Annotated in this window: 24 protein-coding genes and 1 tRNA gene; 7 read left to right on the top strand and 18 right to left on the bottom strand. The window is 64.7% G+C overall.

The features are described 5' to 3' along the window. From GEV05_04080 to ispB, 11 genes are all read right to left on the bottom strand, one after another. The gene (locus GEV05_04080; GenBank protein MPZ42577.1) at window positions 1-213 is read right to left on the bottom strand and encodes a KTSC domain-containing protein; all 213 of its coding nucleotides are present in this window, start codon (window positions 211-213) and stop codon (window positions 1-3) included. A 344-nt stretch (window positions 214-557) separates the two neighbouring features. After that, window positions 558-1,193 (bottom strand): histone, encoded by a 636-nt coding sequence (locus tag GEV05_04075; protein ID MPZ42576.1) that lies wholly within the window; start codon window positions 1,191-1,193, stop codon window positions 558-560. Between the two features lie 36 nt (window positions 1,194-1,229). Next, a complete protein-coding gene (locus GEV05_04070; GenBank protein ID MPZ42575.1) occupies window positions 1,230-1,535 on the bottom strand; it encodes a DUF2442 domain-containing protein in 306 nt (101 codons plus the stop codon). Further along, complete coding sequence (locus tag GEV05_04065; protein MPZ42574.1) at window positions 1,526-2,638, bottom strand: ribonucleotide-diphosphate reductase subunit beta; 1,113 nt, start codon at window positions 2,636-2,638, stop codon at window positions 1,526-1,528. The genes GEV05_04070 and GEV05_04065 overlap by 10 nt, the downstream gene beginning before the upstream one ends. A 75-nt stretch (window positions 2,639-2,713) precedes the next feature. Next, on the bottom strand, window positions 2,714-5,566 hold the full coding sequence (locus GEV05_04060; protein ID MPZ42573.1) for a ribonucleoside-diphosphate reductase subunit alpha: 2,853 nt from the start codon (window positions 5,564-5,566) through the stop codon (window positions 2,714-2,716). A 247-nt stretch (window positions 5,567-5,813) separates the two neighbouring features. After that, window positions 5,814-6,356, bottom strand: coding sequence for a 1,6-anhydro-N-acetylmuramyl-L-alanine amidase AmpD (gene ampD, locus GEV05_04055; GenBank protein ID MPZ42572.1), 543 nt, complete (start codon window positions 6,354-6,356; stop codon window positions 5,814-5,816). 191 nt (window positions 6,357-6,547) lie between these two features. Next, window positions 6,548-7,921 carry a response regulator gene (locus GEV05_04050; GenBank protein MPZ42571.1) on the bottom strand — a complete coding sequence of 458 codons (1,374 nt, stop codon included), beginning with the start codon at window positions 7,919-7,921 and terminating at the stop codon, window positions 6,548-6,550. Window positions 7,922-7,937: 16 nt separating this feature from the next. Beyond that, complete coding sequence (locus tag GEV05_04045) at window positions 7,938-9,587, bottom strand: two-component sensor histidine kinase (GenBank protein MPZ42570.1); 1,650 nt, start codon at window positions 9,585-9,587, stop codon at window positions 7,938-7,940. Further along, on the bottom strand, window positions 9,577-9,801 hold the full coding sequence (locus GEV05_04040) for a hypothetical protein (GenBank protein ID MPZ42569.1): 225 nt from the start codon (window positions 9,799-9,801) through the stop codon (window positions 9,577-9,579). Before GEV05_04040 ends, GEV05_04045 begins: the two co-directional genes overlap by 11 nt. 117 nt (window positions 9,802-9,918) lie before the next feature. Further along, window positions 9,919-9,995 (bottom strand) — tRNA-Pro (locus GEV05_04035). Between the two features lie 99 nt (window positions 9,996-10,094). Then, window positions 10,095-11,063: an octaprenyl diphosphate synthase gene (gene ispB / locus GEV05_04030; protein MPZ42568.1), complete on the bottom strand. Its 969-nt coding sequence runs from the start codon at window positions 11,061-11,063 to the stop codon at window positions 10,095-10,097. Window positions 11,064-11,230: 167 nt separating this feature from the next. On the opposite strand from ispB, the gene rplU reads away from it, so the two are divergent. The 4 genes from rplU to GEV05_04010 all read left to right on the top strand — a co-directional run bounded on the left by rplU (window position 11,231) and on the right by GEV05_04010 (window position 14,053). Beyond that, window positions 11,231-11,545 carry a 50S ribosomal protein L21 gene (rplU, locus tag GEV05_04025; protein MPZ42567.1) on the top strand — a complete coding sequence of 105 codons (315 nt, stop codon included), beginning with the start codon at window positions 11,231-11,233 and terminating at the stop codon, window positions 11,543-11,545. Between the two features lie 18 nt (window positions 11,546-11,563). After that, window positions 11,564-11,821 carry a 50S ribosomal protein L27 gene (gene rpmA, locus GEV05_04020; GenBank protein MPZ42566.1) on the top strand — a complete coding sequence of 86 codons (258 nt, stop codon included), beginning with the start codon at window positions 11,564-11,566 and terminating at the stop codon, window positions 11,819-11,821. Between the two features lie 67 nt (window positions 11,822-11,888). Further along, window positions 11,889-12,917: a GTPase ObgE gene (gene obgE, locus GEV05_04015; GenBank protein ID MPZ42565.1), complete on the top strand. Its 1,029-nt coding sequence runs from the start codon at window positions 11,889-11,891 to the stop codon at window positions 12,915-12,917. Beyond that, complete coding sequence (locus GEV05_04010; GenBank protein MPZ42564.1) at window positions 12,914-14,053, top strand: glutamate 5-kinase; 1,140 nt, start codon at window positions 12,914-12,916, stop codon at window positions 14,051-14,053. Before obgE ends, GEV05_04010 begins: the two co-directional genes overlap by 4 nt. Before the next feature lie 236 nt (window positions 14,054-14,289). Here GEV05_04010 and GEV05_04005 read toward each other — a convergent pair whose 3' ends face one another. The 6 genes from GEV05_04005 to GEV05_03980 all read right to left on the bottom strand — a co-directional run bounded on the left by GEV05_04005 (window position 14,290) and on the right by GEV05_03980 (window position 19,124). Further along, on the bottom strand, window positions 14,290-14,841 hold the full coding sequence (locus tag GEV05_04005; GenBank protein MPZ42563.1) for a hypothetical protein: 552 nt from the start codon (window positions 14,839-14,841) through the stop codon (window positions 14,290-14,292). Then, window positions 14,838-15,422 carry a DUF3501 family protein gene (locus tag GEV05_04000; protein MPZ42562.1) on the bottom strand — a complete coding sequence of 195 codons (585 nt, stop codon included), beginning with the start codon at window positions 15,420-15,422 and terminating at the stop codon, window positions 14,838-14,840. The genes GEV05_04005 and GEV05_04000 overlap by 4 nt, the downstream gene beginning before the upstream one ends. A gap of 149 nt (window positions 15,423-15,571) precedes the next feature. Then, complete coding sequence (locus GEV05_03995) at window positions 15,572-16,900, bottom strand: Fe-S oxidoreductase (GenBank protein MPZ42561.1); 1,329 nt, start codon at window positions 16,898-16,900, stop codon at window positions 15,572-15,574. A 96-nt stretch (window positions 16,901-16,996) separates the two neighbouring features. After that, the gene (locus tag GEV05_03990) at window positions 16,997-17,416 is read right to left on the bottom strand and encodes a rubrerythrin (GenBank protein MPZ42560.1); all 420 of its coding nucleotides are present in this window, start codon (window positions 17,414-17,416) and stop codon (window positions 16,997-16,999) included. Between the two features lie 252 nt (window positions 17,417-17,668). Beyond that, window positions 17,669-18,232 (bottom strand): RNA pyrophosphohydrolase, encoded by a 564-nt coding sequence (locus GEV05_03985; protein ID MPZ42559.1) that lies wholly within the window; start codon window positions 18,230-18,232, stop codon window positions 17,669-17,671. Window positions 18,233-18,311: 79 nt separating this feature from the next. Next, window positions 18,312-19,124 carry a spermidine synthase gene (locus GEV05_03980; GenBank protein ID MPZ42558.1) on the bottom strand — a complete coding sequence of 271 codons (813 nt, stop codon included), beginning with the start codon at window positions 19,122-19,124 and terminating at the stop codon, window positions 18,312-18,314. A gap of 68 nt (window positions 19,125-19,192) precedes the next feature. Here GEV05_03980 and GEV05_03975 point away from each other — a divergent pair, with 68 nt between their 5' ends. Together GEV05_03975 and GEV05_03970 are read left to right on the top strand one after the other, a co-directional pair. Further along, complete coding sequence (locus tag GEV05_03975; GenBank protein ID MPZ42557.1) at window positions 19,193-20,911, top strand: proline--tRNA ligase; 1,719 nt, start codon at window positions 19,193-19,195, stop codon at window positions 20,909-20,911. Window positions 20,912-20,972: 61 nt separating this feature from the next. Further along, window positions 20,973-21,662 carry a transglycosylase SLT domain-containing protein gene (locus GEV05_03970; protein ID MPZ42556.1) on the top strand — a complete coding sequence of 230 codons (690 nt, stop codon included), beginning with the start codon at window positions 20,973-20,975 and terminating at the stop codon, window positions 21,660-21,662. Here the strand turns inward: GEV05_03970 and GEV05_03965 are convergent. Beyond that, on the bottom strand, window positions 21,619-22,881 hold the full coding sequence (locus GEV05_03965; GenBank protein MPZ42555.1) for a YihY family inner membrane protein: 1,263 nt from the start codon (window positions 22,879-22,881) through the stop codon (window positions 21,619-21,621). The two genes, GEV05_03970 and GEV05_03965, sit on opposite strands and share 44 nt — an antisense overlap. 195 nt (window positions 22,882-23,076) lie before the next feature. Between GEV05_03965 and wrbA the strand changes: the two genes are divergently transcribed. Further along, window positions 23,077-23,670 carry an NAD(P)H:quinone oxidoreductase gene (wrbA, locus tag GEV05_03960; protein ID MPZ42554.1) on the top strand — a complete coding sequence of 198 codons (594 nt, stop codon included), beginning with the start codon at window positions 23,077-23,079 and terminating at the stop codon, window positions 23,668-23,670. Window positions 23,671-23,678 lie beyond the last annotated feature (8 nt).

Raw genomic sequence — 23,678 nt, 5'->3', positions numbered from 1 at the left:
CTAGCGGATGCGCCGCGTCGCGTACGACTCCTCGATCTGATCGCGGAAGTAACTCGTAGGCGATGGAGCAGCGAGGAAGCGTCGGTGCACCTCGGCCGCAACGGGCTCGTATTGCACGATCGATCCGTTCGAGAATTCCACTTCCAGGGCTTGCGTCTTCGGATCGTAGCCGACCGCGCGGATGGAAGAGGAGTTCAAGCGTTTGCGTTCCATGATCGAAGCCCTGTTCGAGTCCTCTATTGTCGGTGGCGCCGATTACCGCGACCGCGCGGTCGAAGGGCTCATTTCTCCTCGGATGTCAAGTGCTCCTAAGCGGCCGACGGAGCCATGTTTCGTATGGCGGAATCTATACCGTTATGTGCAATTGAGGCTATTTTCACAATACGAAATTACATCTGGAATTTAAATCTTTCTATATCAATCAGTTAACCATAATTCCGAGATGTGAAACGACGATCGACGGCGTCGAGCTGCGGCAAAATCCCCAAAAACGGCTCCGGCCGCCCGCTTTTCTGGTATCCTTCGTCTCGTCACCGATCTGCTGGCGAAGTCCCTGCCTAAGATCGGTTCCCCAGCGGAAAGGGCCACGCTCCAGGGATCAAAATCGGTCGCGGAGATGATGGCGGTGCAGCAGGTGTGGTTGGGGATTCGGTTTCGGTCGCTGCGGCGTTTTCAATCGGAGACGGTTCGCGCGCGGCGACAGATGGTGCAGTCTTCTTCGCGGCTATTGTCTTTGCTGGCTTCTTAGCCGCCTTACGAGCCGCGGGCTTCGTGCCCGCGGCTTTTTTCTTTGCCGCGCCGGATGGTTTCGCCACCCTGACCTGTTTCGCAGCAGAGCGCGTGTTCTTCGCTGCGGTCCGCTTCCTGGCAACCGCCCGCTTCTTCGCTACCGGTCGCTTCTTCGCCGGTCGCTTCCTTGCAGTGGTCCGCTTCGTCGCAACCGCCCGCTTCTTCGCGGCCGATCGCTTCTTCGCTACCGGTCGCTTCCTTGCCGCGGTCCGCTTCTTTGCGGCTGTCTTGCGCATCGGGCGCTTGCTCGCGGCCACGCTCCTACGCGCGCCCGAACGTCTGCTCTGGGCTGCTGCCCGGGTCGACCTGCGTTTGGCCGCTCTCTTCGCGGGCTTTCGGGCGGCTGTCTTGCGCACCGACCGCTTCACCGACTTCCTGGCTGCCGATTTCTTTCTTGCTGCCATGCTTGCCTCCGGTTGTGAAGACACGGGTTGCCCACGCTAATGTAACGCCGCAAGGACCCTGGCTGCGAGATCCTTGTACAGCGCCCTTGGGTCGAGCCGGATGCCATCCTCCCATTGCACGACGCCGGTATCCGGATCGACACTTACTTCGAGGAATCGATCGACATCGCGCCAGGCACTGAAGTCCCCGATTTCCACCAGGTCGCCGAGGTACACACATCCTTCCAGCCCGTCCTCGAACAGCAGCCAAAGCGAATAGTCGGCCTCGGCCCTGCAATCCTCGATCACCGGGCCGAGCCGTCTGCGTGCCCGGCGCGGCATGCGCTCGAGGCTCAGTCCCAAGACAGCGCTCCGCCGGTCTGATATTCGGTGACCCGCGTCTCGAAGAAGTTCTTCTCCTTCTTGAGATCGATCATTTCGCTCATCCAGGGGAACGGGTTGTTGCTGCCCGGGAACAACGGCTCGATGCCGATTTGCTGGCAGCGCCGGTTGGCTATGAAGCGCAAATACTCCTTGAACATCGGCGCATTCAGCCCAAGCACGCCGCGCGGCATCGTGTCTTCCGCATAGCGATATTCGAGATTCACCGCCGTGCGCACGAGCTCCTGCACCTCGTCGCGGAACTCCGCGGTCCACAGGTGCGGATTTTCCAGCTTGATCTGGTTGATCAGATCGATGCCGAAGTTGCAGTGCATCGACTCGTCGCGCAGGATGTACTGGTATTGCTCGGCGGCCCCCGTCATCTTGTTCTGCCGCCCGAGCGCCAGGATCTGCGTGAATCCTACGTAGAAGAACAGACCCTCCATCAGGCACGCGAACACGATCAGGCTGCGCAGGAGGCGCTGGTCGGCTTCCGCCGTGCCGGTGCGAAACGACGGATCGGTCAAGGTCTCGATGAACGGAATCAGGAACTCGTCCTTGGCCCGAATGCTGGGAATCTCGCGGTAGGCGTTGAAGACCTCGCCTTCGTCCAGGCCGAGACTCTCGACGATGTACTGATAGGCGTGGGTATGGATGGCTTCCTCGAAGGCTTGGCGCAGGAGGTACTGACGGCACTCCGGCGCCGTGATGTGGCGGTAGGTGCCCAGTACGATGTTGTTGGCCGCCAGCGAGTCCGCCGTGACGAAGAAGCCGAGGTTGCGCTTCACCAGGCGGCGCTCGTCCTCGCTCAAGGCCTTCGGGTCTTTCCACAACCCGATGTCCCGGCTCATCGGGATCTCCTGCGGCATCCAGTGATTCGCGCACGCCGAAAGGTATTTCTCCCAAGCCCACTTGTACTTGAACGGCACCAGCTGGTTGACGTCGGTCTGGCCGTTGATGACGCGCTTGTCGTCGACCGATATGCGGCGGAATTCACCGGGCTCTCCCGGCTGCTGCCCGCCGATCAGGGGGGACCCCTCGATGCCGACTGCGGCGGTGTTCATTTCTTGTTCGAATGACTGCATCCCTTGCTCCTGATCGCTACGGTTCGTTCGGTGGGCGCCGCGCCGGCGCCCGCTGCCTGACTTTTCGCTACCTGTCTATTGGCAAGCTTCGCACTCGGGGTCGTCGATCGAGCACACCTTGAGCTCCGTGCCGGACTCGTCGGCGGTGGGAACGGCATTAAGCGCGCCCACGCGCCCCGTGGACTTCTCGGTGTGCGTAGCGCCCAGCGTGCGCAAGTAATAAGTGGTCTTGAGGCCGCGCAGCCACGCCAGCTTGTAGGTATCGTCGAGTCGCTTGCCCGAGGCGCCCGCCATATACAGATTCAGGGACTGCGACTGGTCCACCCACTTCTGCCGCCGCGCCGCGCATTCGACCAGCCAGCGCGGCTCGACCTCGAATGCGGTGGCGTACAGCGTGCGCACTTCGGGCGGCACCCGGTCGACCTTCGCGAGGCTGCCGTCGAAGTACTTCAGGTCGGAGATCATGACCTCGTCCCAGACGTTCAGCCGCTTCAGGTCCTCGACCATGTACTGATTGGCGACGGTGAACTCGCCGGAGAGGTTGGACTTCACGTACAGGTTCTGGAACGTCGGCTCGATCGATTGCGAGACTCCGGTGATATTCGCAATGGTCGCGGTCGGCGCGATGGCGAGGCAATTGGAGTTGCGCATGCCGACCCGCGCGATGCGGGTGCGCAGCGCCTCCCAGTCGAGCCGCGTCGAGGTGTCGGCCTCGACGTAGCCGCCACGCTGCTCGGCCAGAAGTCCGAGCGTCTCGTGCGGCAGGATGCCGCGATCCCAGAGCGAACCGCCGAAGGTCGCATAACGGCCGCGCTCTTCGGACAGGTCGGTCGAAGCCCAATACGCGCAATAGGCAATTGCCTCCATCGAGCAATCGGAGAACTCGACCGCCTCGGCCGATGCGTAGGGAATCCGCAGGGCGTGCAGGCAATCCTGGAACGCCATGATCCCCAGGCCGACCGGCCGGTGCTTGAAGTTGGAGTTGCGCGCCTTCCCGACCGAGTAGTAGTTGAGGTCGATGACGTTGTCCAGCATGCGCATGGCGGTGCCGATGGTGCGCCGCAGCTTGTCGAGATCCATGCAACGCTCCTCGCGATCGAGATGCGCCAGCATGTTGACCGAGCCCAGGTTGCACACCGCGATCTCGTCCGGGCCGGTGTTCAGGGTGATCTCGGTGCACAGGTTGGAGCTGTGCACGACCCCGACGTGCTGCTGCGGCGAGCGCAGATTGCACGGGTCCTTGAACGTGATCCAGGGATGCCCCGTCTCGAACAGCATGGACAGCATGCGCCGCCACAACTGCACCGCTGGAATGCGCTTGAACAAGGTGAGCTCGCCGCGCGCGACCTTCGCCTCGTAGGCGAGGTAGGCCTGTTCGAAATCGCGCCCGTGCTTCTCGTGCAGGTCCGGGACGTCGGACGGCGAAAACAGGGTCCACTCGGCCGCCTCCATCACTCGCTTCATGAACAGGTCCGGGACCCAGTTGGCCGTGTTCATGTCGTGCGTGCGGCGCCGGTCGTCGCCGGTGTTCTTGCGCAGCTCGAGGAATTCCTCGACATCCAGATGCCATGTTTCGAGGTACGAGCAGACGGCGCCCTTGCGCTTGCCCCCCTGGTTGACCGCGACCGCGGTGTCGTTCACCACTTTGAGGAACGGCACCACGCCCTGCGACTTGCCGTTGGTTCCCTTGATGTGCGCACCGAGCGCCCGCACCGGGGTCCAGTCGTTGCCGATGCCGCCCGCATACTTCTGCAGCATGGCGTTTTCCTTGATCGACTCGTAGATCCCGTCCAGGTCGTCCGGCACCGTGGTGAGATAGCAGCTGGCAAGCTGCGAGCGTCGCGTCCCCGAATTGAACAGGGTCGGCGTCGAGCTCATGAAATCGAAGCTCGACAGAACGTTGTAGAACTCGATGGCGCGTGCCTCGCGCTCCTCCTTTTTCTCGTTCAGGGCAAGGCCCATCGCGACGCGCATGAAGAAGGATTGCGGCAACTCGATGCGGCGGCCGCGAACGTGCAGGAAATAGCGGTCGTAAAGGATCTGCAGGCCCAGGTAGCCGAACTTGAGATCGCGATTGTGGTCGAGCGCCGCCGCCAGGCAGCCGAGATCGTATTCGCCCAGGCGCGGGTCCAGCAGCTCGGCGGCAATGCCGGCGCGGATGAGCTCGGGAAACGCCTCGGCATAGCCCTTCTTCATGCCGGCATGGCGCACCTCGCGGCCCAGGGTTTCCAGGCGCAGGTCGTTCAGCAGCAAGCGCGCCGTGACGAAGCTGTAGGCGGGCTCGGACTCGATCAGCGAGCGTGCCGCCAGGACCACGCACTTGCGCACCTCGTTCATCGGTATGCCGTCGTAGATATCACGCGAGGTCGCATGCAGGATCGGATCGGCGCTCACGTCCGTCCCGAGACCTTCGCAGGCTTCCTCCACCAGCGCCTTCAGAGCGTCCCGATCGAGCGGGCGCCTTACGCCAGCATCGATCACGTGGATCGACGGCTGGGCAGCGGGAGCCACATGCGATTCGCGCTGTCGCGCGCGCTCCTGCGCACGGGACTCGCGATACAGCACGTAGGCGCGGGCGACTTCGTGCTCCCCGCCGCGCATGAGGGCGAGCTCAACCTGGTCCTGGATGTCCTCGATATGAAATGTGCCGCCCTCCGGACGCCGGCGAACGAGCGTGCTCACCACCGCCGCGGTCAGCTGCGCGACCAGTTCGCGGATGCGCGCGGACGCCGCACCGACCCCGCCGTTGACGGCGATGAAGGCCTTGGTCAGCGCGATCGAAATCTTCGACGGCTCGAAACCGACCACCGCTCCGTTGCGGCGTATCACCTTGTACGGCGCGAAGCGCGCATCGCGTTCGGGGGCGGACGCTTCGACGTCGAGATTGACGGACGGCGCCGAGGCGAGAGATTCGGTCGCGACATGCATGTGCGGTCTCCTTGGGCGGGTGCTTTATCTACTTATTTTTGTAAAGCGAAGGACTTACGTGAGCCGAAGCAGAAAAACCACTATATGTTGTGGCTCGACTCGAAGGTTGAACTAATTGTAGTAGCTGCGAAAGCGTTGTCAACAGATTCCGCAGGCACGCGGGCAGGCCCTGCGGCGGCGTTGCGCAGATCGCACACGGATGGAGAGGCGGGAGAGCGCGCGGGCCATGAAGCCCGTGCGACGACGCTCAGTGCTCGAAGAGCTCGGCGGGCTGACGCAACGCAGACCAGTCGAAACATGCCCCGGGATCGGTCTTGCGCCCGGGCGCGACATGGCAGTGACCGGCGATTCCCCGGATCGGATAGGCCGCCCGCAAGGCGGTGATCAACGCTGTCCCTGCGCGGTATTGCGCGGCTTCGTAGGCAACGTCGTCGGCACCCTCGAACTCGATGCCGATGGAATAGTCGTTGCACGCGCTGCGGCCGCGCCAGCAGGACGCTCCCGCGTGCCATGCGCGTCGAAGGCAGGAAACGAATTGCACCAGCTCGCCATCGCGGCGAACGAGGAAGTGGGCCGACACCCGTAGTTCCTGAAGTGCACGGAAGTACGGATGCGCTGCGGGATCGAGCGTATTGGTGAAAAGCCGCTCGACGTGATCGCCGCCGAACTCCCCCGGAGGCAGGCTGATGCCGTGGATCACGATCAGCTCGAGCGCAGTGGCGTTCGGGCGCTGGTCGCAGTTCGGCGACTCGATGCGCCGCGCGCCGACGAGCCAGCCGCCCGCGTTCATGCGCAAGCGCCGAGGGGCAACCAGGGGGCGGCGCGCGGGCACGGCTAGCTCACGACTTGCACTGCGATCTGCGCCGCCACAAGCCCCGGCGAGCGCATCGGCGTGGTCGGTCCGAACGGCCGCGGCAAACTCCAACTCGATGCATGGGCTTGGATTCGGGCCAAGTTAAAATCGGGCTCCGATCCTGCCGCTCAGAGCTTGGGCTCGAGCTCTTCGTTGAGTCCGAGGCGCGCCATGCGGTAGCGCAATGCCCGGAACGTGATGCCCAGCAGCTTCGCGGCCGCGGTGCGGTTGAAGCGCGTTCGTTCGAGCGCATCGAGAATCGCTTCGCGCTCGACCCGGTCGAGATGGTCCTGCAGGTTCATGGGCGCCGAGCCGGCCGCAACCGCCGCCGCCGTCGGCTGCGAAAGCTGCAGATCCGACGCCTCGATGGCTTCGGATGTGCTCAAGGCGAGCGCGCGTTCCAGCACATTCTCCAGCTCGCGCACGTTGCCCGGAAAGGAATAGGACTGCAGCGCCCGCAAAGCGCCCTGGGAGAGCGTCGCGGGACGGTCTGCGGCGCCGGCGTCGAGCCTTACCAGGATCAATTCGGCCAGCAGGGGAATGTCTTCGGGGATTTCCCGCAGCGCGGGCATCTTGAGCTCGATCACGTTCAACCGGTAGTAGAGGTCCTGCCGGAACTTGCCCGCTTCCGCGCATTCGCTCAGATTCTGATGGGTCGCGCTGATGATGCGCACATCCGCCGGCTCCTCCTGCGTGGAACCGACTTTGCGAACCTTCTTTTCCTGGATCGCGCGCAGCAGTTTCACCTGCATCGAGACCGGGAGCTCGGCGACCTCGTCGAGGAATAGCGTGCCACTGCTGGCCGCCTGGAAAAAGCCGTCGCGGTCGGCATCGGCGCCGGTGAACGCGCCCTTGCGATAGCCGAAGAACTCGCTTTCCATCAGCGATTCCGGGATGGCGCCGCAGTTGACCGGTACGAACGGCTTATCCCGGCGCGGGCCGTGCAGATGGATCAGGCGCGCGGCCAACTCCTTGCCGCTGCCCGATTCGCCTCGCACGTGGATGGGCGCCTGGCTGCGGGCGAGCTTGGCGATTACCGCCCGCGTCTGCTGCATGAGCGGCGATTCGCCGAGCAGTTCGGGATAAGCCGGATTCGGACTTTCCGTCCCGCCGCCCTTCCGGCCCTTGTCGGCAGCGGGCGGCAACTTGAGCGCCGATTGCACCAGCGCGCGCAACTGGTTGAGCGCGACCGGCTTGGCAATATAGTCGAAGGCCCCCGCCTTGAGGGCGGCGACCGCATTCTCCGCACTGCCGAACGCCGTTATGACCGCAACCGGCGTGTTCGGATAATGACGGTTGACATGCTCGAGCAGATCGAGCCCGTCGCCGTCGGGCAAGCGCATGTCGGTGAGGCACAGATCGTATCGGCTGCGCTGCAGGAACTGCTCGGCTTCGAAGCCGGTTCCCGCCGCGTCCACGCTCAACCCCATGCGCGTGAGCGTCATGGACAGCAGCTCGCGAATGTCCGCCTCGTCGTCGACCACCAGGACACGAGCACTCATTGGGCGCGAATCCGAATCAGACAGGTTCGACTCTCCGACACTCCACGCAGAAATGCCCTCCAGCCGCCGATTCGACATATTCCAGCGACGCGCCGTTCGCCTCGCATACCTCGCGGGCGATATACAAACCAAGCCCCGTACCGGTCGCGACCGTGGTGAAGAACGGCTCGAACAAGTGCACGCGGTACTGCGCCGCGATGCCCGGGCCATCGTCGATCACGCTCAATCTTACTCTATCGGCGCGGGCGCCATGGTCGACCCGAACGACTATGCTGCCCGGAAGGCCCCGGCAATAGCGCAGCGCGTTGCGGCACAGATTCCACATCACCTGGTTGAGATGGCTGCGGTCGAAGCTGACCGCGGCCTCGAGCGCAATCTCCAGCCGCAGGACCTGTACATCGATGCGCTCGATGCTGCAGAACTGCTGCGCGAAGGTGCGCAGGAAGTCGGCGACAGAGAAGTGTTCGGTGTGCGCGCGGTCGCGCCGATTGAGCTTGAGCACATCCTGCACCATGCGATCGAGCCGCTGGGTGTTGTCGTGAATGATGCTCAGCAGGCGAGAGGCGGTATCGTTGAGCCCCGTCTCCTCCTGCAGCAGCTCGGTGGCATGGCTGATGGCCGAGAGCGGATTTCGGATCTCGTGGGCGATGTTCGCGGTCAAGCGCCCCAGGGAGGCGAGCTTCATCTGCCGTGCCTGGGCCTGAACACGGGTCAGATCCTCGAGGAACAGCACCGCGCCGACGCTTGCGTCCCGACCGACCGGAACGAAGCGCACGCTCACGGGCTTGCCCGCAATCAGCGTGGTGGCCGGTTCCCGATCGGCGGCGGATTTTTCGCGCCAACGGGCGATCCGGCCCGCCAGCGCGGGCGCGCGGTTGCGCAAGGTATTTTCCACCTGGTCGGAATCGAACGGTCCGAGCAGGCTTTCCGCTTTCGCATTGCGGCTGCGGATGCGACCTTCGGCGTCGATCACCACCACCCCCGTATCCATGTCGCGGATGACCAGCTGGTTGACCTCGGCCATGTTGGCGAGATCGACCTCGCGCTGCGCCGCAAGCCGCTCGCTTTGCACGGTGTAGCTGGCGAGGACGTGCGCCACCCAGGCGGTGGCGAAGAACCCGGTGGAAAGAAATCCCGCCTGGATGTATTGGCTGCCTACGGCATCCGAGGCGAGGACTTGATAGGTGTGCTGCAAGAGCACCGCAATGCTCGCGAGCGAGGCGTAGAACAGCGTCAGGCGACCGCGGCTGATGAGGCCCGCGCCCGCGAGCACTGCCAGCAGCAACAGCCCCACGCCGCTCACGATTCCGCCGCTCAAGTGCATCATCGAGACGATGAAGACGATGTCGCCCGTCACTTGCACGGTAAGCTGCCAGTCCAGATCGGGCCGGCGCAAACGAGCCGGAACGAAGCAGAACAAGCCGAACAGGACGTAACCGAAGCTGAGGGAAAAGAAGGCGGCGCGATCCGCCGCGCCCAGGAAGGTGGTATCGCCGAAAGATCCGGCGGCGGCGAACATCAACAACGCCACCGCAACGCGATAGGCGTTGAAGAACCTGAGCGAGCCCCAGTGCGAGACGCTGAACTGACTGGGCACCGCCGCCGCAAGCCCAGCCGGGGAAAGCTCTAGGGGGGACGACAAGTCGCGACTCGCGTCAGGGCCCATGCAGCTTCTGGTGTTCCTCGGAACAGTAGAAATAACTGCCGGCGCGCACGCTTTCGCCGCGAGGCAGGTGGACGTCGCAATGCCGGCATCGAACCATGTCGTCGTCCCGCCCGGGGGAATTCGCGGGCGGCTTGGCGGCAAGGCTGCGCGCGTAGCCGCGCATGACGAAGTAGACGACCGCGATTACCGCAACGATCAGAAGTATCTTGGTCAAGATTCCGCCTCGAGACGAGCGGACACGCCGCGGCAACGGGCCCTGCAATTATCCCGTGGCATTATCCCGTGGCATTATCCCATGCTTCTCGCCGCGCCCGGCAGCGGACCGATGAAATGGTCGGGGTGAGAGGATTTGAACCTCCGACCACTGCGTCCCGAACGCAGTGCGCTACCAGGCTGCGCTACACCCCGACTGCCGCCGCTTGCAGCAGGAACTGGGCAGCAAGCGAAAACGCGCGGGATCACCGCGCGCCTGTAGCCTGCCGGCCCGAGCTCGCTGAACGCGAGTGCTCAGAAATTTCGTTCGACCGCGAACCGGGCCAATTCTAGCAGAGTATCCAGGTGTTTTGAACGCGGCAGGTGGCATATCGCGTCGCATGCGATGCGCGCTTGCGCCTCCGCCTGGGTCCGGGTGTACTCGAGCGCGCCGCTATGGCGAATCGCATCGAGCACGGCGCCCAAATCTTCGATCCCGCCCCGCTCGATGGCTTCGCGAACCTGGGCAGCAGCGGACGGGGATCCATGCCGCATGGCATGGATCAGCGGCAGCGTCGGTTTGCCTTCACCCAGGTCGTCGCCGACATTCTTGCCCATTTCGGCGGCGCTGCCCGAGTAGTCGAGCACATCGTCGATCAGCTGGAACGCGGTTCCGAGATGCATGCCGTAGGCGGCCATCGCTTCCTCGTCCGCCCGCCCCGCTGCGCTGACGACTGCGCCCAGCCGCGTTGCCGCTTCGAACAGCTTCGCCGTCTTGCAGCGGATCACGCGCAGGTAACCCGCTTCGTCGACATCCGCGTTGTGACAGTTCATGAGCTGCAGCACCTCGCCTTCGGCGATCATGTTGGTCGCGTCGGCGAGCACTTCCATCACCCGCATGTTGCCGACCGTCACCATCATCTGAAACGCGCGGGAATACAGAAAATCGCCCACGAGCACGCTCGCCGCATTGCCGAACAGCGCGTTCGAGGTCGCGCGGCCGCGGCGTAGCGACGATTCGTCCACGACGTCGTCGTGCAGCAGGGTTGCGGTGTGAATGAACTCGATGATCGCCGCCAGGCGATGATGGGCATCGCCCTGATGGCCGAATGCGCCCGCCGAAAGAATCACGAGCGCGGGCCGCAGGCGCTTGCCGCCGCCCGCGATGATGTGCTCGGCCACCTGCCGAACGAGCGCGACCTCCGAGTGCAGGCTGGCTCGAATGACGCTATCGACCGCTTGCATATCGGCAGCGATACGGGCGCGAATGGTCTCTATGGGCACGGGTTTGCGGCAGGGCGCGAGGGAGGCGAATCGCCGCGATGATAGCAATTTTGCGCCGCCGCCGCGCCGTGACCGCCGCCGCGATTTGCCTCGAACGCTGGTCTGGAGTTTGACCATCGACGCGTGGCCCTTGTATACTTTCGGCCTTTTCGGGCGGGCGTTCCCCCATGTACGCAGTGATCAAGACAGGTGGCAAACAATACCGGGTGAGCGCCGGGCAATCGCTGCGGGTCGAAAAGCTCGACGCCGAAGCGGGAGCCGAAATGGTGATTGCCGAAGTCCTCATGGTCGGTCAGGGCGACGACGTCACGATCGGCGCACCGCTCGTGTCCGGCGCCGCGGTCAAGGCCACGGTTCTGAGCCAGGGCAAGGGCGACAAGGTGCGTATCTTCAAGATGCGCCGGCGCAAGCACTATCGCAAGTCACAGGGTCATCGGCAGCCGTACACCGAGATCCGGATCGATTCGATCGATACCAACTAGCATTCGAGGCTCGGGCACATGGCACACAAGAAGGCAGGCGGCAGTTCGCGCAATGGCCGCGATTCCGAATCCAAGCGCCTGGGTGTCAAGCGCTTCGGCGGCCAGCTGGTCTCGGCCGGCAGCATCCTGGTGCGCCAGCGCGGCACGCGGGTACACCCGGGCAGCAACGTCGGCATGGGACGCGACCATACGCTCTATGCGCGGATCACGGGCACGGTGCTCTTCGGTCAGCGCGGGCCTTCCAATCACCGCATCGTGAGCATCGTCCCGGTCTAGCCGCGCATGCCACCGTAAAAGCCCTGTCTCGAGCGGCAGGGCTTTTTTGTTTGCGGGGACCCTAGACATGAAGTTCTTCGACGAAGCGCGCATCGAGATCCATGCCGGCAAGGGCGGCAATGGGGCCGTCAGCTTCCGCCGCGAGAAATATATACCGCGCGGGGGCCCGGATGGCGGCGACGGAGGCGCCGGGGGCAGCATCTACGCGCTCGCCGACCGCAATATCAATACGCTGGTCGAATTCCGCTATGCACGCATCCACCGCGCACGCGACGGGGAGCGGGGCCGAGGCGCGGACTGCAACGGCCGTGGTGCCGAGGATGTCGTGCTGCGCATGCCCGTCGGCACGGTGATCACCGATGCGGAGAGCGGAGAGCGGATCGCCGATCTGGCCACCGACGGGCAGAAATCGCTGCTGGCGCGCGGCGGTGCCGGCGGACTCGGCAATCTCAACTTCAAGTCGAGCACCAACCGCGCGCCGCGCCAGTCGACCCCCGCACAGGCGGGCGAATCGCGCGTTCTCGCGCTCGAGCTCAGGGTGCTGGCCGACGTGGGCCTGCTCGGAATGCCCAACGCCGGGAAATCGAGTCTCATACGCCGCATCTCGGCGGCTCGGCCCAAAGTGGCCGATTATCCTTTCACGACGCTCTCGCCGAACCTGGGCGTCGTGCGAGTCGGGCCCTCGCAAAGTTTCGTGGTGGCCGACATCCCGGGGTTGATCGAGGGCGCGGCCGAAGGCGCCGGGCTCGGCCACCGGTTCCTGCGCCACTTGAGCCGCACACGCCTGCTCCTGCACCTCATCGACGCCGTGCCGCTGGTGCCCGATGCCGATCCTGTGCGCGACGCCCGGGCGCTTGCGGCAGAGTTGAAGAAGTACGATCCGGCGCTCTACCAAAAACCCCGCTGGCTGGTGTTGAACAAGCTCGACCTCATGCCGGAATCGGAGCGGAGCGCGGCCGTCGAGCGCATCGTCAAGCGACTGCGCTGGCGCGGGCCGGTATTCGCCATTTCCGCGCTGAGCGGCGCAGGCTGCACGGATCTCGTGAACGCCTTGGGCGAGCACCTCGCGCTCGAACAACGCCAGAGCGAGCAATGAATCCCGCCGCCGCAGAATCATCGGCGCTGCTGCAGGCAGCGCGCCGCCTGGTGGTCAAGATCGGCAGCAGCCTGCTCACCAACGAGGGGCGCGGCCTCGATCAGGCGGCCATTGCCGCGTGGGCCGATCAGATCGCGCGCCTGACGCTCGCCGGGCGCGAAGTGGTCCTGGTATCGAGCGGCGCGATCGCCGAAGGGATGAGCCGATTGGGCTGGCAGCGGCGGCCGAAATCGATCCATGAGCTGCAGGCCGCCGCGGCCGTTGGCCAGATGGGGCTGGTGCAGGTCTACGAATCCTGCTTCCGCCGCCACGACCTGCACACGGCTCAGGTGCTGTTGACGCACGCGGATCTGGCCGATCGCAAGCGCTATCTCAACGCGCGCTCGACGCTATCGACGTTGCTGCGCTTGCGCGTCGTTCCGGTCATCAACGAGAACGACACGGTGGCGACGGACGAGATCCGTTTCGGCGACAACGATACCCTGGGGGCGCTCGTCACCAACCTGGTCGAGGCCGACCTGCTGGTGATCCTCACCGACCAGGCGGGACTCTTCACCGCGGATCCGCGCCGGCAGCCCGATGCCGAGCTGCTGCGACATGCGCGCGCCGGCGCAGCCGAGCTCGAGACCATGGCCGGTGGCGCAGGCAGCGAGCTGGGGCGCGGCGGCATGCTCACCAAGGTGCTGGCGGCCAAGCGCGCCGCTCGCAGCGGCGCGCATACCTTGATCGCATCGGGGCGAGAGCCCGAGGTGCTGCTGCGGCTCGCAGGCGGCGAGCACATCGGCTCGCTGCTGCAGGCGGAGCGCGAGAGCCTGGCGGCGCGCAAGCAATGGCTCGCGGACAACCTGATGGTATACGGGCGGCTGCATCTCGATGCCGGCGCGGCGAAGGCCCTGCGTATCGACGGCAAGAGCCTGTTGCCGATCGGCGTGCATGCGCTCGAAGGGGAATTCGATCGCGGCGCCCTGGTGAGCTGCATCGCGCCCGACGGCAGCGAAATCGCGCGCGGACTCATCAACTACGGGGCCGCCGATACCGGCCGCATCCTGCGTACGCCCTCGAGCGCGATCGAGGCCCGCCTGGGCTATGTCGACGAGCCCGAGCTGATCCACCGCGACAACCTGGTGCTGCTGTAGCCCGGTGCCGACCGCGCCGCGGCTGGCGGCTGCACCGCTCAGTCGGGCGCGCGGCTGCACCGCTCAGTCGGGCGCGCGGCTGCACCGCTCAGTCGGGCGCGCGGCTGCACCGCTCAGTCGGGCGCGCGGCTGCACCGCTGAGTCGGGCGCGCGGCTGCACCGCTGAGTCGGTGCGCGGCTGCGCCGCTGAGTCGGTGCGCGGCTGCGCCGCTGAGTCGGGTTCGCGGCTGCGCCGCTCAGTCGGGCGGCCGGCTGGTGCCGTAGAAATCGGTGCGAAGCGCGCGCACGATTGCATCGCGGCTCGCGGCAATGCGATCGGGACAGAAGTATTCCTTGTACAGGACGTCCTGGTGCTCGTTGGCTCGGCCCGACTGGATCGGTTCCCACGTCGAGCGCCTGGCTTCTATCCACTTGCGCTGCGGGTGTCCGAGCGCATAGATGCGCTTCTCGTAGGTCTTGCAGCGGATGCCTTCGTAGCTTGCGTTGCGGGCGCCGCCCGCGGTCTGCACGACCAGGCTATAGCGCACCACGTCGTCCGCGCCGACAGCGAGCGTTTGGGCGTCGATGAAGTAGCGGTGCGGCACGGTCCCGACGGAAAACTCCACCAGGTCCGAGTCCTGCGGATAGGGCGGCAAGGCTACCGACTGTTCGCGCTCGGCTTTCTTTGCATCGACCGCATTGCGGTCCCAATCGGTTTCGCGTTCACCGGCAAGGCGGGTGCCGCCGCAGCCGTGCAGCAACAGGGTTGCGAACGCAGTCGCGGCGACCACGAACATGATGCGTGTCATGCCAGGTCCGCAACCAAAGACGCCCGCGTCGCAGCGTCGACTTCAGCGATCGGGTGCTGGTAGTTGGGATGATCGATTCCCAGCGAGAGCGCGGCGCCCGCGCGCAGCCGCGCAATCATTTCCGGGGTCAGGTCGAAACGCAGGAAGTGCACCGAAGAGGTCTTGTCTTCGTTTTCGCGCTCCAAATCCTCGTCGGCAATCGCGTACACCGCGCTGGAGCCCTCCGCCCGGACCCAGACGCGGTCTTCGATGCCGATCAGCCGAGCGAGCATGCGCCGGCGCTCTTCGACCTCGGGATACTCGAGCAGCATGGTGGCCTTCCAGTTGGAACCGTCGGGCACGAGCGGGTTGTATGCGTCCAGCTCGTCCTGGATGCCGTCGGCCTCGAAGATGCGCTCGGCCCGCAGCATCTCCTGGATCTGATAGCGCATCGTCAGCTCGTCTTCGAACACGAGGGTCACGTTCGGGCCGATTGCGACGGTTCGATGCTTCTTGTGCGCCAACACCTTGTTGCGAAACTCGGTGCGCGCGCCGGCATAGGCTTCCAGAGTCATCAGGCTTTCGCGGGTGATCTTTCCCATGAGATTGTCCTCGGTGTGATACGCCACGCGGCCCTGTCGCCGCCTGGGCCTCGCTGACCGCAATTGATTCGTTGCCTCAGTAAGAAATATGACCGAAATCCGCCTTCCGGTAGGCTGCCAGGGGTGAGCGCACCGCAAACAACGCGGTGCTAGAGGCCGTATGCCTTGCGCAGCAGCGTGAGCGGATGCGCCTTGGTCGGCGCCTCAACGCCGATCCCCTGGCAGATCTGACGGCCGGCAATGGCGCAATCGGAGCTGATGTAGTCCGCTTTGGCTTCACCCATCTGCCGGAATACCGGCCGGCCGATCTTCATCGACGTCTCGAAGTACTCCTTCTTCACCCCCCAGGTGCCGTCGTGGCCGGAACAGCGCTCGACCATCTGCACTTCGGTGCCGGGCACGAGCTTGAGCACGTCGCGGGTCTTGTGGCCCATGTTCTGCACCCGCAGGTGGCACGGCACGTGGTAGGCGACGCGCCCCAGCTCGTTCTTGAAGTCGGTCTCGAGCAACCCGTCCCGGTGGCGCAGAAGCAGGTATTCGAACGGATCGTACATCGCCTCGGCAACCGCCGCCGCGTCTGGGTCATCCGGGTACATCAACGGCAGCTCCTGCTTGAACATCAGCGTGCAGGACGGCACCGCGGTGAGGATCGCGTAACCTTCTCGCGCCAGTTTCGCAAGCACCGGGATATTGCGTTCCTTGTTGCGCGCCACCGCTGCGAAATCCCCCAGCTCGAGTTTCGGCATCCCGCAGCACACTTCGTCCTCGATCAATACGGTCGGGATGTGGTTGTGGCCGAGCACCGCGAGCAGGTCGTGGCCGATCTCGGGCTCGTTGCAGTTGATGTAGCAGGTCGCGAACAGCGCAACCTTGCCGGGACAGGCGCCTGCGCTGCCCGCGGCAGTGCCGCTTTGGGGCTTGGCCGCCGCTCGAAACTTGCGGCTCGTGTAAGGCGGCAGCTCCCGCTCACGGTGCACGCCGATCGCCTTCTCCATCAGCGCGCGTGCTAGCGGCATGCGGTTCGCGGTATTCACGATCTGCGCCACGACCGGAATGGATGCGAGCTTGCCGACCGCATCGGTACTGGTGAGCAGACGATCGCGCAGCGACGCACCCGATTTTTTGAACTTGACACCCTTGGCGCGCAGCATCAGATGCGGAAAATCGATGTTGAGCGGGTGCGGCGGCACATAGGGACACTTGGTCATGAAGCACATGTCGCACAGGTAGCACTGGTCCACGACTTCCCAGTAGCGCGACTTCTCCACTCCGTCCAGCTCGCCGCTCGGCCCTTCGTCGATCAGATCGAACAGATGCGGAAAAGCATTGCACAGGTTGAAGCAGCGCCTGCAGCCATGACAGACGTCGTATACCCGGTGCAGCTCCTCGAACAGCCGGGCCTCGTCGTAGAACTCGGGGTTGCGCCAGTCGAGCGGGTGGCGCTTGGGCGGTTCGAGATTGCCTTCCCTGACCGTCATGGCGGCACGTTCCCTTCGAAATGTAATGCAGCGAGCCAAAAGAAACGGGGTGGCCGATGAGCGCACGCCCATCGGTCACCCCGGAGGATCGGACGCCTAGTCGGCGAGCGCGTCCAGCGCCTTCTGGAACCGATTGGCGTGCGAGCGCTCGGCTTTCGCCAGGGTCTCGAACCAGTCGGAAATTTCGCTGAAGCCTTCGTCGCGTGCGGACTTGGCCATGCCCGGGTACATGTCGGTGTACTCGTGCGTTTCACCCGCGATCGACGCTTTCAGATTCTCGCGCGTGCGGCCGATCGGCAGATCGGTGGCGGGATCGCCGCAAGCCTCGAGGTACTCGAGATGACCGTGAGCATGTCCCGTTTCGCCCTCGGCAGTAGAGCGGAACACCGCGGCCACGTCGTTCTGACCTTCCACGTCGGCCTTGGCGGCGAAGTAAAGGTAACGGCGGTTCGCTTGCGATTCGCCGGCGAATGCCGCCTTGAGGTTTTCGTGCGTCTTGGTTCCTTTCAGTTGCATCGTCCTCTCCTTCGATTGGCTGCGTTGTCACCGCGCTGCTTCGCCGCAATGCTGCGGGCGGCGAAATAACGAAGATCAATTTAGACTGATTCTAAATCTGCGCCTGGAGTGCGTCAATGCGCCCGGCCCTGCGCTATGGATACAGTCAGAATCGTGAACAGAGTGGCCGCGGTGCAATGACGAACCGCGCCGCGTTCCTCGGCCTTGCGCACGGTGCGCGCCAGTGCTGCGCTCTCGCCCCGATGCCCGCGGCTAGGCGCTGCCGGTGCTCGCCGGCTCCTTGATCGGAACGGGGACGCCATTCGCGGCGCGTTCCCCATGCCCGGCTTTGCGTGCGCCGCGTGAGCGCTCGACATAACGGCTCAGCTCGTTCAGCGCGCGCTGGTAGACCTCGCGCTTGAACTCGATCACCGATTCCAGCGGTATCCAGTAGCTGTTCCAGCGCCAGGCGTCGAACTCCGGGCGTCCGGATGCGCGCAGCTGCACATCGCAGTCGCGTGCAACGAACCGCAGCAGGTACCAGATCTGCTTTTGCCCGCGATAGTTGCCGCGCCAGTCGCGCTTGATCCATTGATCGGGCACATCGTAGCGCAGCCAACCCCGGGTGCGGCCCAGGATGCGCACGTGATGTGGTACGAGACCGACTTCCTCGTTGAGCTCGCGGAACATCGCCTGCTCAGGCGATTCCCCGTGCTTGATGCCGCCTTGCGGGAATTGCCACGCGTGCTGGTTGACACGCTTGCCCCAGAACACCTCGTTGCGCTGGCTGAGGATGATGATTCCCACATTCGGGCGATAACCATCCTTGTCGATCATTTAAACACCCGCAAAATGCCTCTCTGGCGAGGATTCTTCCACAAATCGGACGGCGGCGAAAGGCGACAGCCGGTGCAGCTCAAGTCCACGACGGCATTGCGCCCAGGCGCAATCCGACGGTATCGCAGGCGTTCATCTGCCTCAGCCCTTCCACGAAGCGAGGGAATTCGAGTCCGAACCGCTCCTGCAGGCTCCCCGCGTGCTCGCGCAGCTCCGCCCAGCGCAGGCGCCGCGGTACGGCGGCGAACGCGAACACGATGACGTTGCCCGGCCGCTCGGCGGGCAGACAAAGGCAGCACCCGTCGAAGGCGCGGTCGATCGCCTGCAGGTTGCGGTCGAACGCACGGTCGCTCGACCACAGATTCATCGCCAGCACTCCGGAGGGCGAAAGGGCGGCCCGGGCGGCCTGGAAAAACGCTTCGGTCGCAAACGACGCCGCCAGCGAGCGGCCATCGTAGGCGTCGATCAACATGACCTCTCCGGGCTCCTGCTGCTGGCCGATCAATTGCGCGCCATCGCCGATGACGATGGACAGGCGCGCGCACTCGCGCGGCAGGGCGAAATACGTGTGCGCGACCTCGACCACTTCGCGCTTGATCTCCACGACGCGCAGCCGCGTCTCGGGCATCGAACGGTAGATGAATTTCGCCAGCGACCCGCCGCCGAGTCCGACCAGGAGTGCGCAACGCGGCGGCGGCACGAACAGCAGAAATCCCATCATCGCGCGGGTGTAGGACAGCTCCAGCGCGTCCGGCCGGTCGACCCGCATGGCGCTTTGCACGGTGTCGGAATCCAGGTGCAGCGTTCGCACGCCGTGGCGCTCGCGCACCTCGATGCCGTCGCCGCGGTACAGCAGTGGCGCGCCCCAGATTCGACCCAAGACCCCAAGCATGCGCTGCTCGCACTGGCTCCCTGATGGGTCCGGTTAGAATAATTGCTTTTGTCCGCCGGCAATAGCCAATGCGAGTCTCCCGCCTGTTTCTGTCGACACTCAAGGAAGCGCCTGCCGAGGCCGAGCTGGTCAGCCATCGGCTGATGTTGCGCGCCGGGCTGATCCGCCGTCTGGCGAGCGGTCTCTATACCTGGTTGCCTCTGGGGCTGCGCGTGCTGCGCAAGATCGAAGCCATCGTGCGCCGGGAGATGAACGCTGCCGGCGCGGTGGAGCTCCTGATGCCCGCCATCCAGCCTGCGGAACTGTGGCAGGAGTCAGGACGCTGGGAGCAGTACGGCCCCGACCTGTTGCGGCTCAAGGACCGGCACGAGCGCGACTTCTGCGTCGGTCCCACGCACGAGGAAGTCGTGAGCGACCTGGTGCGCAGGGAAGTGAAGAGCTACCGGCAGCTCCCGGTCGTCGTCTACCAGATCCAGACCAAGTTCCGGGACGAGATCCGGCCGCGCTTCGGCGTCATGCGCGCGCGCGAGTTCATCATGAAGGATGCATACTCGTTCCATGCCGACAAGGCCGGGCTCGATCTCACCTACCAGGACATGTACCAGGCGTACTCGCGCGTGTTCACTGGCCTGGGCTTGCGCTTTCGCGCCGTGGCTGCCGACACCGGTGCGATCGGCGGAACCGGTTCACACGAATTTCACGTGCTCGCCGATTCCGGCGAGGACGCCATCGCCTACTGCCCGAATTCGGACTACGCCGCCAATGTCGAGCTGGCGGAGGCGGTTGCGCCGGCCGAATCGCGGCCGCAACCGCAGGAAGCCCTGCGCAAGGTCGCCACGCCGGGCAAGAGGACCTGCGAGGCGGTGTGCCAGCTGCTCGGCTGTGAGCTCCGCCGCAGCATCAAGGCGATCATGGTGCACGCGCACGGGAAGCTCGCGATGCTGCTGCTGCGTGGCGACCATACGCTGAACGAGATCAAGGCGGCGAAGCTTCCCGATCTCGCCGGAATGCGGCTGGCAACCGAGGACGAAATCCGTACGGCGATTCGCACACCTCCCGGTTTCATCGGACCCGTGGGATTGGATGGCTCCATTCCCGTCATAGCGGATCGCAGCGCCGCCAGCCTGGCGGACTTTGTCTGCGGGGCCAACGAGCCCGATTTTCACCTGGCCGGCGTCAACTTCGGCCGCGACCTGCCCGAGCCTGCCACTGTGGCCGACATCCGCAACGTGGTTGCCGGCGATCCCAGTCCGGACGGCAAGGGAGCCCTCGAAATCTGCCGCGGCATCGAGGTCGGCCACATCTTCCAGTTGCGGAAGAAATACTCGGAAGCCATGAACGTCGCCTTCCTGGACGAGGCGGGCAAGCTGCAAACCATGGAAATGGGCTGCTATGGCATCGGTGTCACCCGCATCGCCGCCGCCGCGATCGAGCAAAATAACGATTCCCGCGGCATTATTTTCCCGGCTGCGATCGCGCCGTTCCAGGTGGCGGTGGTGCCGATCGGAGCCGCCAAGAATGCCGCGGTCCGGGCGGCGGCGGAGCGGGTGCACGACGACCTGGCGGCCGCCGGTGTCGAAGTGCTGCTCGACGATCGCGACGAACGGCCCGGGGTGATGTTCGCCGATATGGACCTGATCGGCATTCCGTATCGGATCGTGGTCGGGGAACGGGGTCTTGCGGCTGGCCAGGTCGAATTCAAGGGCCGGCAGGAAGACAAGGCGGCTGCCGTGGCGGTCGCCGAGGTAGTCGACTATACTCGGGCGCGAATCGTGGCGCCTCGCTAGCAACACCTATTTTTCTTTTTTTGCCTTGTCGGAGATGAACGCGTTCAACCGCGCAGGCGCCATGTTGCGTGCCGCGATCCTGCTTATCGCGGCTGCCTTCCATGCCGGCGAAGCGCATTCCGGCCCGCAAATGTACGAGCCGCTTTCGGCAAGCGCCCGGCATGCGCTGCAGAAGGCGGTTTCCGACCAGGCGGTCGAAGGCAGCTCTTTCCAGTCCCGGCAACAGGCGCGGACTTGGATACTCGCCATGTCGCCCCGGCTGCAGAAGAAGCTGCCGGATTCGGTGGCGCGCATCGAATTCCTGCGCACGGTGCACTACGAAGCGACGCGAGCCGGACTCGATCCGCAGCTGGTGCTGGCGGTGATCCAGGTCGAGAGCAACTTTCGCAAGTACGCGGTTTCCACGGCCGGCGCCCGCGGCTACATGCAGGTCATGCCGTTCTGGCTCGACCTCATCGGAACTGCGGAGCACAACCTGTTTCACCTGCGCACCAACCTGCGCTATGGCTGCCTGATCCTGCGCCATTACCTGGACATCGAGCGCGGCAACCTCACGCGCGCGCTCGGCCGCTACAACGGCAGTCTCGGCAAGCTCTGGTATCCGTCGCTGGTGCAAACCGCGTGGAAGAACGCCTGGCAGTATGCCGAGCCGATTGCCCCGACGACCGCGGGCGTTGCCAACGTCGGCGGGCGCGGCGAGACGCCGGTCACGCCCGTGCCGGCTGTGACAGCGACGGTTCTGCGGCGTTAGCCGGATCGTTCCCGTTCGACAGGGCCCCCAGGGGGACGTCGAGCTCCTGTTCCACCTGCGCAAGCAATCCGCCGGCAGCGCGAACCAGCTCGCCATCGCCCGCCTGCGCTTCGTAGCTGCGCACGCCAAGCAGCCGGTACAACTCCACCAGTCGCAGCGTTTGCAGATCGCGCACCAGTACCCAACCCGCCGGCTCGACCCGGCGCGCCCAGCCCGGCGCATTCATCGTCTCGAGCAATTGTTCTACTTCCTCTTCCGGGATCCCGGAGCGGGCGACCAGCTGCGAGACCGTCGGTGTTTGCGATTGCAGGCGCGCCTCGTGCAGCAACTCGATCAGACGCAGCGCCCGGTACAACGCGCCGCCATCGCCGAATAGCGGTTGCCGCGCCCCCATGCGCCAATGCGGCAGCACGGCGACCACGACTGCGCCGAGCAGAACGACCAGCCATGACAGATAGATCCACAACAGAAAGATCGGGATGGTGGCGAAGGTTCCGTAGATGAGGTCGTAGGTCGGAAACAGCATCACGTACACGCCGAAGCCGCGCTTCATCACTTCGAAGCCGACCGCCGCGGTAATCCCGCCCACCAGCGCATCCTTCACGAGCACCCGGCGGTTCGGAATCATGATGTAGAGCAGCGCAAAAGCCGCGCCATTGAGCACGATCGGCAGGAGCTTGAGCAGTAGCTCCTGCGCGCCCCGCACGCCGCTGACCGATTGCATCGATTCCGTCACCAACCAGGAGGTGAGCGACAGGCTGGCGCCGATCAGCAAGGGCCCCACCGTGATGGTCGTCCAGTACATCACCAGCCGCTGCACGACCGAGCGGTTCCGGCGCGCACGCCAGATGCCGTTGAACACGCGCTCGATGTTCACCATCAGCATGAGCGCAGTCACCGCCAGGAAGATCAGGCCCACCGCGGTGAGCTTGCCGGCGTTGTCCGAAAATTGCTGCATGTATACCGTGATCACCTTGCCGCTCACTTCGGGCACCAGGGTCGTAAGAAGAAACACCTTGAAGGCGTTGGACCAATCCTGGAACATTGGAAAGGCGGCGAACAGGGTGAGCGCGATGGTGAACAGCGGCACCAGCGCGAGCAGTGTCGTGAAAGTCAGGTTGCCGGCGACCTGAACGCAGCGGTCATCGGCAAAGCGGGCCGCGACCAGCCGCGCGAATTGGCTGCCGCGCCGCAGTGCGTTGTCGATCCGTGGGAGCATGCGCGAAGTACCCTGTTGCTATAATCATAGCGGCATTGCATCCGCACAAGCCGCGCGACATGCGCTTTGTGCAGGGCGTGCGACGAGCGCTTTGTGCAGGGCGCACGCAGCCGAACGACCTGTCGAGCGTGCGCTGCCCTCCTGTAGAGCTCTCTATACCACTCGGTGATGCCTGCCCGGCGAGAAAATCCTGCTTTGAACGACATCCTGGTGCTCTATTACAGCCGCTCCGGCAAGGTCGATCGGCTGGCTCACATGATCGCGCACGGGATCGAGCAGGTTGCGGGGGCGCGAGCACGTATCCGCACCGTGCCGCCGGTGTCACCGGTGTGCGAGCAAACCGAGCCGGCCGTGCCGGCAAGCGGAGCGCCATACGCGCAACTGAGCGATCTGGAGCAATGTTCAGGCCTTGCGCTCGGATCGCCCACGCGCTTCGGCAACATGGCCGCGCCGCTGAAGCACTTTCTCGATTCCACCGGTGTGCTGTGGACGCGAGGTGCATTGGCCGGCAAGCCCGCGGCCTTGTTCACTTCCACCGCGACCCTGCATGGCGGGCAGGAAACCACATTGCTTTCGATGATGATGCCGCTGCTGCATCATGGGATGATCATCGTCGGCGTGCCATATACCGAAGCGGCTCTGACGAACACCGCCTCGGGCGGAACGCCTTATGGCGCGACGCACGTCGCCGGCCGCGACAACGAGCGCGCGCTCACCGAGGACGAAAAAAGCTTGTGCCTGGCGCTGGGCCGGCGGCTGGCGGAAGTCGCGCTCAAGTTGTCCGCGTGAGACGCTAG

This window comes from Betaproteobacteria bacterium (assembly GCA_009377585.1).
Classification (GTDB): Bacteria; Pseudomonadota; Gammaproteobacteria; order Burkholderiales; family WYBJ01; genus WYBJ01.
The sequence above is the reverse complement of the archived record's forward strand: the minus strand, read 5'-3'. Positions and strand labels throughout refer to the sequence as shown.